At 70.7% G+C, this 13,089-nt stretch carries 11 protein-coding genes and 1 riboswitch; of the genes, 5 read left to right on the top strand and 6 right to left on the bottom strand.

The genetic code is table 11. The features are described from left to right. Positions 1–56: 56 nt before the first annotated feature. The 3 genes from GA0070608_RS20915 to GA0070608_RS20905 all read right to left on the bottom strand — a co-directional run bounded on the left by GA0070608_RS20915 (position 57) and on the right by GA0070608_RS20905 (position 5,707). On the bottom strand, positions 57–1,961 hold the full coding sequence (locus GA0070608_RS20915) for a KedN5 family methylcobalamin-dependent radical SAM C-methyltransferase (RefSeq protein WP_141719515.1): 1,905 nt from the start codon (positions 1,959–1,961) through the stop codon (positions 57–59). Next, positions 1,958–3,499, bottom strand: coding sequence for a class I SAM-dependent methyltransferase (locus GA0070608_RS20910; RefSeq protein ID WP_091630242.1), 1,542 nt, complete (start codon positions 3,497–3,499; stop codon positions 1,958–1,960). Before GA0070608_RS20910 ends, GA0070608_RS20915 begins: the two co-directional genes overlap by 4 nt. Before the next feature lie 504 nt (positions 3,500–4,003). Then, positions 4,004–5,707 (bottom strand): tetratricopeptide repeat protein, encoded by a 1,704-nt coding sequence (locus GA0070608_RS20905; RefSeq protein WP_091630241.1) that lies wholly within the window; start codon positions 5,705–5,707, stop codon positions 4,004–4,006. A 451-nt stretch (positions 5,708–6,158) separates the two neighbouring features. Then, positions 6,159–6,326: riboswitch (cobalamin riboswitch) on the top strand. Between the two features lie 28 nt (positions 6,327–6,354). Between GA0070608_RS20905 and GA0070608_RS20900 the strand changes: the two genes are divergently transcribed. Genes GA0070608_RS20900 through GA0070608_RS20880 form a run of 5 tightly spaced genes read left to right on the top strand, consistent with a single transcriptional unit; the run spans position 6,355 to position 9,701 of the window. Continuing rightward, positions 6,355–7,038 (top strand): energy-coupling factor ABC transporter permease, encoded by a 684-nt coding sequence (locus GA0070608_RS20900; protein WP_091630240.1) that lies wholly within the window; start codon positions 6,355–6,357, stop codon positions 7,036–7,038. Further along, entirely contained in the window at positions 7,035–7,358 is a 324-nt protein-coding gene (locus tag GA0070608_RS20895) for an energy-coupling factor ABC transporter substrate-binding protein (protein ID WP_091630239.1), read from the top strand. The genes GA0070608_RS20900 and GA0070608_RS20895 overlap by 4 nt, the downstream gene beginning before the upstream one ends. Next, positions 7,358–8,101 (top strand): cobalt ECF transporter T component CbiQ, encoded by a 744-nt coding sequence (gene cbiQ, locus GA0070608_RS20890; protein WP_091630238.1) that lies wholly within the window; start codon positions 7,358–7,360, stop codon positions 8,099–8,101. The genes GA0070608_RS20895 and cbiQ overlap by 1 nt, the downstream gene beginning before the upstream one ends. Continuing rightward, positions 8,098–8,937, top strand: a complete 840-nt coding sequence (locus GA0070608_RS20885) for an energy-coupling factor ABC transporter ATP-binding protein (protein ID WP_091630237.1) — start codon at positions 8,098–8,100, stop codon at positions 8,935–8,937. The genes cbiQ and GA0070608_RS20885 overlap by 4 nt, the downstream gene beginning before the upstream one ends. Continuing rightward, on the top strand, positions 8,934–9,701 hold the full coding sequence (locus GA0070608_RS20880) for a cobalt-precorrin-6A reductase (protein ID WP_091630236.1): 768 nt from the start codon (positions 8,934–8,936) through the stop codon (positions 9,699–9,701). The genes GA0070608_RS20885 and GA0070608_RS20880 overlap by 4 nt, the downstream gene beginning before the upstream one ends. On the opposite strand, the gene GA0070608_RS20875 is transcribed toward GA0070608_RS20880, so the two are convergent. From GA0070608_RS20875 to GA0070608_RS20865, 3 genes are read right to left on the bottom strand one after another with little or no spacing between them, the layout of a single operon-like run. After that, the gene (locus tag GA0070608_RS20875; RefSeq protein WP_091630235.1) at positions 9,689–11,206 is read right to left on the bottom strand and encodes a precorrin-2 C(20)-methyltransferase; all 1,518 of its coding nucleotides are present in this window, start codon (positions 11,204–11,206) and stop codon (positions 9,689–9,691) included. The genes GA0070608_RS20880 and GA0070608_RS20875 overlap by 13 nt on opposite strands. 2 nt (positions 11,207–11,208) lie before the next feature. Beyond that, a complete protein-coding gene (locus GA0070608_RS20870) occupies positions 11,209–11,838 on the bottom strand; it encodes a precorrin-8X methylmutase (protein WP_091630234.1) in 630 nt (209 codons plus the stop codon). Continuing rightward, positions 11,835–13,049, bottom strand: a complete 1,215-nt coding sequence (locus GA0070608_RS20865; RefSeq protein ID WP_091630233.1) for a hypothetical protein — start codon at positions 13,047–13,049, stop codon at positions 11,835–11,837. The genes GA0070608_RS20870 and GA0070608_RS20865 overlap by 4 nt, the downstream gene beginning before the upstream one ends. Between the last annotated feature and the right edge of the window lie 40 nt (positions 13,050–13,089).

Here is a 13,089-nt window from a genome sequence, read left to right as displayed (position 1 = left end):
ACGTTCGGGTCGGCTCACCACCGACCCGAACGGCGGCCGCGGATCACGGCCAGGGCTCAGCGAGGAACCCGGCTGGGAGTCGCCAGATGGAATGAGGCGGTCTCGTAGTTGTCCAGGTTCTCGTAGTAGCCCGGGCGGGCCGAGAACACGAAGGTGGTGGGCTCCTCCGAGGGCCCAGATTCCAGCGTCCCTGGCCAGTTCTCCAGCGCCGCCTGCACGTCGTAGCGGAATGACACCAAATCACTCTCGTACCAGTGAACGCCGTCCTTGTCGGCGTCGTGCCAGCCCGGAGGCAGTTCCCCGCCCGGCTCCACATAGACCTGCCGCGACCAGCCCTCGAACTCGTACAGCGCCTTTGCGAACTCCTGCCACCGCTCGGGGAACGTGGGCACGATCTCCTCGAGCCACCACCGCCGGACCAGCTCGCGCAGCTCCGGCTGGCTGTGCAGGTCCCGGAGCGCCTCGGCGATGGCCGGCGACTCCGCGAGCAGCGGCAGCTTCGCACGAAACGCGACGGCGGCCGGGTCGTCGGACCGCTCGATGTACGCCTTGAGACCCTGGATGACCTGAGACTGGGTCATCTCGAGCACGTCGAACAGCGGCCGCCAGACGTGCCGCAGGAACTGCTGCTCCCCGAGCACCCGGGCCCAGAACACGAACCGCTGCATATCCATGTTCTCCGACAGGGTGGAGGTCCGGTTGGCCAGCACGTACTCGAAGTCATCGTCCTCGCCGCGGATCGTGACGAACCCGTGCATCTCCCGGTTCTCCGCGTACGCGGTGTTGGGGAGCACCAGCATCGGGTAAACCGCGATCCGGGAGACCTTCTTGGCGAGCCTGTCGTAGCCGCGAAGGAACGACTCCACGGTCTCCCCCGGCGCTCCCCAGATCAGCTCGCCGTAGCATTCCAGGCCCTCTTCATGGAGCCAGTCGGCCATGCTCTCCCACTGGTTGACCTTCATGTTCTTGCGGAGCATGTCGGTCAGCGCCGCGTCGTCCAGAGTCTGCAGCGCCAGCGTGAACAGGCCGTGCAGGCCGTGCTGTTTGAGTTCCCGCACGATCTTGTAGAACCGCGGCGACTTGTTCTTCGCCCAGCTGGTGATCAACGCCTGGGGATAGCCGTACTTCTCCTTGGTCTTGATCACTAGCTCGACAAACTCCTCGTCCGCCTCGAGCAACCCGAAGTTGGAGTCGCAGAGCACGAGCGACGGAGCCTTGTAAAAGCCGAACATATCCAGCTCGGCGGCGAGCCGCTCGGTGGAGAAGGACCGCATCTTCTGGCCGATCGCGCCGCCCCAGTAGCAGAACGAGCACTTGTACGGACAACCGCGGTTGGTCTCCATCAGCGCTACGTCGTAGCGGAAGTTCCCGGTGGCGTCGGCCATCGGGATGGCGCCGGTCAGGAAGGGGGACGGCACCACGTCCAGGTTTTCGATCCGGTCGCGATCGGGCGTGGTGTGGTGCGTGCCGTCTGGGCGCCGGTAGGAGATTCCCAGTACGTGCACCGGGTCGAATTCCCGATTCTCGAGTATGTGGGTCACCAGCTCGTGGAAGGTGTGTTCGCCCTCGCCGTTGACCACGACGTCGACCCACGGGAATTCACGGAAAACCCGTTCGGACTGGTAGGCAACATGGTTTCCGCCGAAAACCACCAGTCCGCGCTTATTGACCTGCTTGAACGTCTCGGCCAGGGCTCCGAAGCTACGGTAGTTCCAACCGAGCACGGAGAACGCCAGCACGTCGGGGATTTCACCGCTCAGCAGTTCCTTGGCCATGTCCTGCAACTGCGCGCCGCCGCGGAAGTTGGAGATCTCCGCCTCGACCTCTCCGGTGAGGTCGACGTCGGCGTCGATCACCGCCTTCAGATAGCCGACGGCGAGCGGCATCGAGTCGACCGGCATGTCCCAAGCGCCCTGCTGCACCAATCTGATCTTCAACCCGGCGGTCGTCTCGCTCTTCATGCCCGCTCTCCTGGCGCACGCTTTTCCGCGTTGATGAAAAATGCCAGGCCGATGGACGACTCTTCGCGCACAACGAGCCCGGCCTGCTCCAGCCATCCCTTGAATTCGTCGAGGTCGTACATTTCAAGACCGTGCTCGGCCTGCGGGAGGTGAATCGAAGCGACGAAGTGCCGATAGATCGGGTCCTCGGAGTTGCGAAAGCTGTAGGTCGTGAACGTGCCTCCGGGTTTCAGGCACCGGGCGATCTCGGCGAACACCGGGGCGGTGTCCTCGTAGAGCATCGCGTGCGGCCCGTTCCAGCACATCACCGCACCCAGTGTGTCGTCGCCGAACGGAAGGTTCCGCGCATTCGTCACGACCGCGGGCACCTCCGGCAACCGGTCCCGCATCGACGCAAGCATCGTCGGCAGCATGTCCAGCGCGATCACTCTCTGATGCCCGACGGCCTGAGCGAGGGCCATCGTGAACCCGCCCGGTCCGGCGCAGAGGTCGAGCACCGGCCCCTCCGCCGGCCGTACGAGCTCGGCGATGCGCTTCGCCTCGAAGTCGGCCGACACCGGCCCGTCCCAGGTGAAGCCGCACAGCCGCTTGAAATTGGGCCGGGCCTTCGCCTCGATGAAATGGGACATGGTGGGGATCTTCAGAAGCTGGGACTGGAGACCCGCGTCGCCGTCCGGTGCGGTGAAGTAGAGCATCCCCTGCATGATCGGATATTTCTCGGCGCAGCCGGCGCAGCGGGCGAACCCGGACTCGAACGCCAGACCGCCGCCGCATTGCGGACAGCGGAATACCGCCTCGTGCCTGCGAAAGATCTCGATATCCGCTTCCGGCGGATCCGGGTAGCGTGGCGCGAGCGAGTCGGGCTCGATCGGCGTCGGCGCGCCATTCAGCACCGCCCAGTACGCCTTCGCGCCGGTGAATGCCAGCACGGAGGAGGTGTCCTTATGCCATTGCGCCTCGATCTGCTCGGCATTCAGCGTCTTGATGTGCGCTCGGTCGTGCGCACGCTCGGACTCCTCCATCTCCCAGGCCGCCGGATAGGGGAACACGCGGCCGATGTCCGGCTCCGGGTCGTTGGGGTCGAACGGGAGCAGGGCACGATCCAGCCGCGCCCGGTCGTCGAATTCGAGGCCGAGTTCGTCGGCCACCGCGAGGACGCGGTGCCTGTCGTCGGGAAAATGCGCGACGAGATACTGCAGGCCATGTGAGAGACCCAGCCCTTTCGGGGCACGCCGCCACAGTTCGAGATAGCGGTCGAGCCCGGCGCGGACCGCCGACTTCAACTTGCCGCCTGCGGCCGGATTCTCTGCCTCGGCGAGCAGCCCGAGGAGGATCGAAAGATGCCCCTGCCGCAGTTCGTCCACCTGGTCCAGGCACGCCACAAGATGTGGTACCGCGGGCAGTGCGAGCTCGGTCGAATCGCCGGGCCGCCACAGCGCAGCGACGAGCCGCTGGTATGCCTCCTCTAATTCGCCTGAAGGCGCGGCGACGAATGAGTCGACCAGTGTGGCGACTGGATTGGTGTCGGAACCAGCCATACCCTCACTCCTTAGTTAATCCACCGACGAGAAATCTCACCGAACCGCCGTATGCGCGGACCGTCCGGCTTGCCCTTTCTCCGGGCAACCATATTGCGATGTTTGCATAATCGAGCACACAGCGTCCTCTTCGAGAATGCTTGCTCCCGGTCGGTCTACCTGGTGCTCCCGCCGCGGCGACCGCGCAAGTCGGTCCATATAACGTAACGGGGTCCGCGTTGGCACTTTGTGGACGACGAACTGGGCAATCTGGAAGAACTCGGCGGCTACAGCTCGGATTCTCCCCAACCACGTCGCGGCCTACGTGATCGCCCTCGTGCTCCTACTGGCGGCCGGCGAGTCGATACGGGTCGGGTCGGCAGTTTCCCAGCCCACCTGAACGGTAGGCCCGGTGGAGCTACCGCTCTTGGACGGTCGTTCGATTCCACAGACCGAAAGGGGCAAGTCTTGCCAGATGGACTGGATGGCTGCCAACAACGGCGCCGACACCACCCTGGCCGGCGATCACCGGGACATGGCGCGACGGCAGCGGGCCAGTTCCACACGTAGGTCGCGGCGCAGCGACCGGTCCACATCGGGTTGGGTGAGCGCGTGGGTGAAGTCGCGGGCGGCTTCTTCCCACCGTCCGAGCCGCGTCAGCGCCGTGCCGCGGTTGTAGCGGGGCACAGGTGCTGCCGACAGCGCGACCGCCTGGTCCAGGTCGGCCAGGGCGGCGGGCACGTCACCGCGTTCGAACCGGATCGCGGCACGGTTCGTCCAAGCTTCGACCAGCTCCGGATCCCCGGCCAGCGCCTGGCTGAACAGGCGGTCGGCTTCGGCGAGGCTGCCGCGCTCCGAGCGGATCAGCCCGAGGGTGCACAGCAGCGCGGGCTCCTGCGGGGCCAGCACCAGCCCGGCCCGCGCGTCCGTCTCGGCCTGATCGAACGCGTTGCGTCGAACGTGCAGGTTGACCAGGGCGATCCGGGCGTCGAGGTGCCGGGGGTCGATTGTCAGCACACGTTCCAGATCGTCACGCGTCCGCTCGGCACGGCCCCTCTCCTGTTGGAGCATGGCCCGGTTGTAGTACGCCTCCGGCAGGTGTGGTCCCAGGCGGATCGCGGTGTCGTAGTCCCTGATCGCGGCCCGTGGCCGCCCCGCCGCCCGATGCAGGGCGGCCCGGTCCACGTAGTACTCGCAGTTGTCGGGGTCCTGGGCGATCACGGTGTCGAGGTCCGTCAGGGCCTGCGCCGGATCGCCCAGGGCGAGATGCACCTGCGCCCGGTTGTGGCATAGCCGGGCCAGGTCCTGCGGGCGCTCGCCGGGGGCGAGCACCGCGGCCAGCCGGGCCAGCCCGTCGTCGATCAGCCGGAGCGCGGAGGCGGGATCGCCCTCCCTGCTGTCCAGCAGGGCCAGGCCCTGCTCGTAGAAGACGGTGGACAGCACCCGCTGCCGCGGGTCGTCCAGCCCGGCGGCGAGGTGAAGCGCCTTCTCCAGCCAGTGCCGCGCCTGCGCCGGGTCCTGGTCGGCGGCCGGCAGGTGCCGGGCGTACAGCATGGCGGTGGCGTACGCGGCCGACATGGCGATCTTGGGGTTGTCGGTGACGGCGCGGGCTTCGTGGTAGAGGTCGAGGGCTTCGGTGGGGCGGTCCAGCGCCGCCAGGGCGGTGGCCAGGCCGGTGGTAAACGCCCACCAGTGCCGCAGGTCGCCGTCCGGAGTCACCGCGGCGCGCCCGCGTCGGGCGGTTCGGGCCGCGTGATGATAGAAGCCGCGGGCCAGACTGTCGCCCAGGGCCGTGCGCATCGTCTCCAGTGTCGGGGCGGCCGTTGCCGCCCGGCGGGGGCCGCTGTCGTGCAGGTCGAGGCTCACGGGAGACGGGCCGAGTCGGCGCGTCAGCGCGTCCAGTAGCTCGCGGGTGGTTTCGTCGGCGCTTCCGACGTGCGTGAACCGCACCGTGACCGGGCGACGGAGCCGGTCTGCCCAGACCGCCACGAACTCGGCCGCACCGTAGGCCAGGTAGGCGGTGCGTCGGGCCGGATGGAACCGGATCGGCTCCTCCTCGGCGGCCGGTCGTGCCGTGCTGTCCAGGCGGGGAGCGATGGCGTGCAGCTCGATCCTGTGGCGGGACGCCAGGCGGGGGCGGTCGGCGGCGATTCGGCCAAGGAAGGCCGCGACTCCGGCGTACGGCCCGTGATCGCGGTGGCAGTCGTAGCCGCCCGGCTCGTCGGTCATGGCCGGGCCGATCGCCGCAGGGGCGGGCGCCCGGGAGCGCCCGCCGTGTCGGCTGCTACCAGCACCACTCGATCCAGAGCCGACGGGCCCCGGACAGCAGGCGCAGCGAACTCTTGCGACGGACGGTCATCTTCCTCATGAGACACCTCCATTGTGGATCACTCCGGGACGGATCAGAGCGTAATCGAGATCCTTGGATATGTGGAGATGGCTCGCGTTAGTGTGTCTGGAGCCCTGCACACTCATCGTCGCCGCCGACAGATCTCGTGTCGGCGAAAGCGTTCGTGTCCGGACACGGAACGTGAGGCTGAGGCCTGAGCAGGTGCGCCATGTCTGACGGTTCACGTTTCTTGGTCTCGCCGGAGCGGAGATCCGCCCGCTGAGCTGCCCTTCCCGGCGCGATCACGAACGCCCGGCCAGATCCAGGCTTGCCCCCCGGTGTCGGGGCTGGATAGCCTCTCGCCGTCAAGGTGTACGGGAATCCGGTGTGATACCGGTGCGGCCCTCGCCACTGTGACCGGGGAGCGACCTCCGACTATGCCACTGGGCTCACGCCTGGGAAGGCCGGAGGGAGCGTCGATCCGGGAGCCAGGAGACCGACCTTGACAGTGATCTCGTCCACGAGGTGTTGGAGAGGAAGGTCTTCGATGCACATTGCCGAGGGGTATCTCCCCCCGGTGCAGGCCGCCGCGTGGTTCGCGGTGTCCGCGCCGTTCGTCGTCCATGGCAGCCGGGCGCTGGTCCGCCAGGTCCGACGCGATCCAGAGTCGAAGCTGCTGCTGGGCGCTGCCGGAGCCTTCACCTTCGCGCTGTCGGCGTTGAAGATTCCGTCGGTGACCGGCTCCTGTTCCCACCCCACCGGGACCGGTCTGGGGGCGGCGTTGTTCCGCCCACCGGTAATGAGCGTGCTGGGCGGGATCGTCCTGCTCTTCCAGGCGGTGCTGCTCGCCCATGGCGGTCTGACCACGCTGGGAGCCAACATCTTCTCCATGGCGATCGTGGGGCCATGGGTCGCCTACGCCGTCTTCGTCCTGGCTCGGCGGCTGGGCGGCAGCCTCGAGGTGGGCATCTTCCTCGCCGCCGGGCTCGGTAACCTCGCGACCTACTGCGTCACCTCCGTACAGCTGGCCCTGGCCTTCCCCGACCCGGCCACAGGCCTGCTCGGTGCGGTCGCGAAATTCGGCGGCATCTTCGCCGTCACCCAAATTCCGCTGGCGATCAGCGAAGGGCTGCTGTCGGTGCTGGTGATCCGTCTGCTGGCCCGGATCAGCGGTGACGAGCTGCGGCGCCTCGGAGTCCTGCGACCGAAGACGGTGGAGGTGCCGGCATGAAGCGTTTCACCCGGATCAACCTGCTCCTGCTGCTGGCGGTCGTCGCGCTGGCGATCGCGCCACTGGTGCTGGGGCTCGGCGACTCCGCCGAGGAGCCCTTCATCGGCGCCGACGCGCTCGCCGAGCAGACCATCATCGAGGACCACCCGGACCACGAGCCCTGGTTCTCCTCGATCTACGAGCCGCCGTCCGGCGAGATCGAGTCCGGCCTGTTCGCGTTGCAGGCGGCGTTGGGCGCGGGCTTCCTGGGCTACTACTTCGGGGTGGCTCGCACCCGCGCCCGGCAGCGGCCGGCCGATACCGACACGTCCGTCGGCTAGTGTTCGCCCTTGACGTGACCGCGCACAACGGGCGGTGGCGGCTACGGCATCCCGGCGAGAAGGCGTTCCTCGCTTTCGGGCTGCTCGCCTGCGCGGTGGCGCTGCCGACCTGGCCGGGTGCCGTGCTGTCGGGCGGTACGGCCGCGGCGCTGCTGCTGGGTCCCGCCCGGGTGTCGGCGGTGGTGCTGCTCCGAGCGGCCCGGGTGCCGGTGCTGTTCGTCACCACCTCCGCGGTGCCGCTGCTGGTCGCGGTGCAGCCGTCGGGCGGGGTGAGCTGGAATCCGAACGGTGCCGGGGAGGCGCTGACCGCTACCGGCCGGGCGCTGGCCGCGCTGCTGTGCCTGCTGTTGTTCAGCGCCACGACCCCGCTGTCCGACGTGATCCCACGGCTGCGTCGGCTCGGGGTGCCGGCGGCGGTCACGGAGGTCGCCGGCGTGACGTACCGGATGATCTTCCTGCTCGTCGACAGTCTGCGTACGGTGCGGGAGGCGCAGGCCGCGCGGCTTGGCTACCGGTCCTGGCGCACGGCGTACCGGTCACTGGCGGGGCAGGCAGCCGCCGTGTTCGTCCGGGCCTTCGCCCGCGCCCGCCGGCTGGAGGAGGGGCTGGCCCTGCGGGGCTACGTCGGTTCGCTTGCCGTGCAGGTCGAACCGCGGCGCGTCTCCCCCGGCTTCGTGGCAGCGACCCTGGCGCTGCTGGCCGCTGTCGTCGTCGCCTCGCTCAGACTGCGGGGACCTTCGTGACCGACGTCCTGCTGCGGCTGTCCGGGGTGGAATTCGCGTACGAACCGGCACGGCCGGTACTGACCGACGTCACGGTCGATGTCGAGACCGGACGGCGACTCGCCGTGCTCGGGCCAAACGGCGGGGGAAAGACGACCCTGTTCCGGCTGGCGGTCGGAGCGCTAGCCCCACAGGTCGGGCACGTCGAGGTGGCCGGCAAGCCGGTGCGGCGTACCCGGGCGGGGCTGCTCGCGCTACGCCAGCGGGTCCAGCTGGTTCTGCAGGACCCGGACGACCAGTTGTTCTCCGCCAGCGTCCGGCAGGACGTGTCGTTCGGGCCGCTGAACCTCGGACTGTCCGACACGCAGGTGCGGCAGCGGTGCGACGAGGCGCTCACCGCCCTGGGCATCAACGCGCTCGCCGAGCGGCCGCCCCACCTGCTCTCGTACGGGCAGCGCAAGCGGGTCGCGATCGCCGGAGCGGTCGCGCTGCGGCCGCAGCTGCTGATCCTGGACGAACCGACCGCAGGCCTGGACCCGGCGGGAGTGGAGGCACTGCTGCACACCCTGGACGATATGCAGACGACCGGCACCACGGTGATGATGTCCACCCACGACGTGAACCTGGCCTTCCGCTGGGCGGACACGGTCGTGGTCGTGTCCGGTGGCGGCGCACGGACGATGCCCGTCGCCGAGGCCCTCGCCGACGCCGCGCTACTCGCCGGAGCCCAACTGGCCCCCGCCTGGGCACCCCTGGTGCACCGGTTGCTGGATCGGTTGCCGGGCCTGGACGGTGCCCGGCCACGCTCTGCCACCGAGCTGGCCGCCCTGCTCGACGCGGTGGGAGGGGCCGGATGAGCGGGGCCACACGGCGGGTGCTCGTCCTCGGCGGCACGGCGGAAGCGCGCGCCCTCGCCGCCCTGCTCGTCGAAGTGCCGGGCACCGTGGTGGTGTCCTCGCTGGCCGGACGGGTGGCCGATCCCCGCCTGCCCGTGGGCGAGGTGCGGATCGGCGGATTCGGTGGCGCGGCGGGCCTGGCCCGCTGGCTGAGCGCGCAGCGGATCGACGCGGTCGTCGATGCCACCCATCCGTACGCGGCACGGATGCGTGTCGCCGCGATCGAGGCCGCCCGCGCCGCCGGTGTGCCGCATGTCCGGCTCGAACGGCCAGGCTGGACGGCGCAGCCGGGTGACCGCTGGTACCGGGTGGCGGACGTGGACGCGGCCGTCCGGGCGCTGCCCACGCTGGGCCGGCGGGTGCTGCTCACCACCGGCCGGCAGAGCCTCGCCGCGTTCCTGCCGCTGACCGGCGTCCGGATCCTCGCCAGGGTCGTCGACGCACCGGTGGAGCCGATCCCGCCACACGTACGGCTGTTGCGCAGCCGAGGGCCCTACACGGTGGAGGGTGAGCTGGAACTGATGCGCGCCCACGACATCGACGTGGTGGTGACCAAGGACAGCGGCGGGCCACTGACCGAGGCCAAGCTCGTCGCAGCACGGCGACTGGATCTGCCGGTGCTGATGATCGACCGGCCGAAGCCGCCAGTGCTTCCCGCGGTGGTCCACACCGCCGACGAGGCCGCTGGCTGGCTGGCTGGCCTACCGGCTGCTCAGCCCGGGTAGGTGCGGGGCGTCCACACCACCGTCGAGCCGTCACCCCTGGTGCTGACCTGCGTGGTGGACGAGCCGACGATGAGCAGGCAACGCATGTCCACCGACTCCGGGTCGAGGTCGGCGAGCGTCGTCACGGTGATCGTCTCGCCGGGCCGGCCGACGTCGCGGGCGACCACGACCGGCGTCTTCGGGTCGCGGTGGCGCAGCAGGACGTCCCGGGCCGCACCGACCTGCCAGCGTCGGCTGGCCGAGGCCGGGTTGTACAGGGCGAGGACCAGGTCGGCGGCGGCCACCGCCGCGAGCCGGGTCTCGATGACCGGCCACGGCTTGAGCCGGTCGGACAGGGACATGACGGCGAAGTCGTGGCCCAGCGGGGCGCCGATCCGGCTCGCAGCGGCCTGCGCGGCCGTGAGACCGGGCAGCACGCGCACCGAGACATCGGCGAACCGCGGGTGCGCCGTGGCCACCTCGTAGACGGCGCTGGCCATGGCGAACACGCCGGGGTCACCGGACGAGACGACAACTACCCGGGCTCCGCCGCGCGCCAGTTCCAGGGCGTGGGCGGCCCGGTCGGTCTCCACCTGGTTGCCGGAGACGTGCCGCGACTGGCCGGGGCGCACCGGTACCCGGTCCACGTACGGACCGTAGCCGACCAGGTGTTCGGCATCGCGCAGTGCCCGGGCGACCTCGGGGGTGAGCCAGCGGGGCCCGGCCGGTCCGAGGCCCACCACCACGACCTCCCCGTCTCCGGACGACGGCGCCGGGGCCGGCCGGTCGTCCCGCGTGGCGGCACTGGTCGGGCTGGGCAGCAGCGCCAGGGAGAAGTACGGCACCTCGTCGGCGGTGACCTCCGCCAGCGGTGCGTGCCGGCCCCGCTCGGCGGTGGCGCGTTCGACGTACCACGTCTCCGGCAGCCGGCCGGCGTCGGCGAGGGCGGCGCGGACGTTGTCGAAGGTGCGTCCCAGCTTGAGCACGGCGGCGGCGTCGGTGTCGGCGAGCCGCCGGGCAAGCTCCTCGGCGGGCAGCGTGCCCGGAAGAATGGTCAGCACCTCGTCCCGTTCGACCAGCGGCCGGCCCAGCACTGCCGACGCGGCGCTTACCGACGTGACGCCGGGCACCACCTGGGCGGGGAATCGGTGGGCGAGGCGTTCGTGCAGGTACATGTAGGAGCCGTAGAACATCGGGTCGCCGGCGCAGAGGACCACCACGTCGCGGCCGGCGGCGAGGTGCACGGCGAGCCGTTCGGCGCTGTCGTCGTAGAACTGCCGGATGACGCCCTCGTAGCCCGCCGGGTCGTCGGTGCCCTCGGTGGTGACCGGATACACCAGCGGCTCGTGGACGTGGTGCTCGCGCAGCAGCCCGACCACGATGGAGCGGGCGATGCTGCGACCGTGGCGGGCCGAGTAGTAGGCGATCACGTCGGCCTCGGCGATGAGCCGGGCGGCCTTGACGGTCAGCAACTCGGGGTCGCCGGGGCCGACGCCGACGCCGTAGAGCGTGCCGGGCTGCACCATCGTCACTCCACCTCGTTCGCGATGCCGTTCACGGCCGCCGCGGTGACGGCGCTGCCACCCCGACGCCCGTGCACCACCAGATACGGGATTCCTGCCCGGTGTGTGGCCAGGGCCTGCTTCGACTCGGCCGCTCCGATGAACCCGACGGGCACCCCCACGATCGCCGCCGGTCGGCCGACGCCCTCGTCGATCATCTCGAGCAGCCGGAACAGCGCCGTGGGAGCATTGCCGACGGCCACCACGGCCCCGTCGAGCCGGTCCCGCCACAGCTGCATCGCGGCGGCGCTGCGGGTGGTGCCCAGTTGCCGGGCCAGTTCCGGCACCGCCGGGTCGCGCAGTGTGCAGAGCACCTCGTTGTCGGCGGGCAGCCGGCTGCGGGTGATGCCGGCGGCGACCATGGCCGCGTCACACAGGATCGGCGCACCGGCACGCAGCGCCGCGTAGCCGGCGGCGACCACGTCCGGATGGGCCGCCACGTCGTCGACCAGATCGACCATGCCGCAGGCGTGGATCATCCGGACCACCACCCGGGACAGGTCAGGATGGAACCGGGACAGGTCGGCCTCGCGCCGGATGGTGGCGAACGAACGGCGGTAGATCTCCCCGCCGTCGCGGACGTACTCGTAGCTCATCGTGGTCTCCGTGCCTCTGCCACCCGCTCGGCCAGCGGGCCCCGATGCGGCTCGTGTGGGCCGACGACACGGTAGCCGTCGCCGACCGCGACCGCGAGGGCAGCCGGCGCGGCCGGGCGCCCGCAGCATCGCTCGCAACCCGCGAAGTGCAGCGGCAGGGCGCCGGCCGGTTGTGGACCGGCGGCGGCGAGCGCGGCGGCGGCGTCGGCGTGGACGTCGCTCAGGGCGCTGGCACAGCCCGGTCGCCCGGCACAGGCGGTCACCCCCACCCACGGGGAGGCCGGGTCGACGACCAGGCCGACCTCGGCCAGTCGGGACGCGGTCGTCGGGGCCGGACCGGCGAGCACGACGGTGCGCCACGGGGTCACCACGCAGGTCTGGTCGGCGGCGCCGGCGGACGCCAACGCGGCGATCGTGTCGGCCTGTCCGGTGGTGAGCCGGCCCAGCGGCGCGGCGGCGACCACGAAGCCCGCCGGGTGCGGGCCGACAGCGGGTGGGTCACCGTGCGGCGGATCGGCTGCGGTGGCGTGCGGGCCGTTCAACGCCGCGATGACCGCCGGGGACGCCCCGGGCAGGTCGGCGATCCGCCATACGTCGCGGCGACCGCCGCAGAGAGCCAGAAAGGCGCGGGCTGCGGCGATCAGCGCGTCGACGACCGCGTCCGCCGCCACCCGCAGGCCGACGTCGTGACCGGCGACCAGCAGCGCGCCGGTACCGGCCGTCCAGCACAGGTCGGCGCCGAGCCCGGTGACGTCGCCCCGGCTGTCATCGAGCGCGAACAGGAACCGCCCGCTGAGCCCGGCGAGGTCACCGGCCCCGCACAGGGCGGCGTCGAGGGCCGCCACGAGGGGGCGTACGTCGGCGTGCCCGGCCTGGTCCAGGCCGCTGAGCGGGGAGGCGGCGATGTTGCGGACCCGCTCGTGAGTGGTGCTGGGAAGCAGCCCCGCCCCGGTCAGGGCGGCGGCGACCCGGTCGACTGCGGCGCTGCCGGGAATGCCGCGCAGCTGCACGTTGCCCCGGGAGGTCAGCTCCAGCGTGCCGCCGCCGTCGCTCCGGGCGAGGGCGGCCAGCTGGCTCAGCTGCTGGGCGGTGAGCCGGCCCCCCGGCAGGCGCACGCGCACCAGCAAGCCGTCGGCCGCCTGGTGGGCCCGCAGCGCTCCCGGGCAGCGGTCGCCCAGGGAACGGTCGGACGGGGAGGAGACAACGGGCACCCGGTCATCGTAGAGTCGGTCTCTCGGCGCGGATTCGCGC

Source organism: Micromonospora peucetia (assembly GCF_900091625.1).
Lineage (GTDB): Bacteria > Actinomycetota > Actinomycetes > Mycobacteriales > Micromonosporaceae > Micromonospora > Micromonospora peucetia.
Note: the sequence above shows the minus strand (reverse complement) of the source record. Positions and strands in the feature narration are given on the sequence as shown.

Excerpts from the sequence above, each read along its gene's own strand:
- GA0070608_RS20915 (WP_141719515.1), bottom strand. The coding sequence starts at position 1,961 with ATGAAGAGCGAGACGACCGCCGGGTTGAAGATCAGATTGGTGCAGCAG.
- GA0070608_RS20910 (WP_091630242.1), bottom strand. The coding sequence starts at position 3,499 with ATGGCTGGTTCCGACACCAATCCAGTCGCCACACTGGTCGACTCATTC.
- GA0070608_RS20905 (WP_091630241.1), bottom strand. The coding sequence starts at position 5,707 with ATGACCGACGAGCCGGGCGGCTACGACTGCCACCGCGATCACGGGCCG.
- GA0070608_RS20900 (WP_091630240.1), top strand. The coding sequence starts at position 6,355 with ATGCACATTGCCGAGGGGTATCTCCCCCCGGTGCAGGCCGCCGCGTGG.
- GA0070608_RS20895 (WP_091630239.1), top strand. The coding sequence starts at position 7,035 with ATGAAGCGTTTCACCCGGATCAACCTGCTCCTGCTGCTGGCGGTCGTC.
- GA0070608_RS20880 (WP_091630236.1), top strand. The coding sequence starts at position 8,934 with ATGAGCGGGGCCACACGGCGGGTGCTCGTCCTCGGCGGCACGGCGGAA.
- GA0070608_RS20875 (WP_091630235.1), bottom strand. The coding sequence starts at position 11,206 with ATGGTGCAGCCCGGCACGCTCTACGGCGTCGGCGTCGGCCCCGGCGAC.
- GA0070608_RS20870 (WP_091630234.1), bottom strand. The coding sequence starts at position 11,838 with ATGAGCTACGAGTACGTCCGCGACGGCGGGGAGATCTACCGCCGTTCG.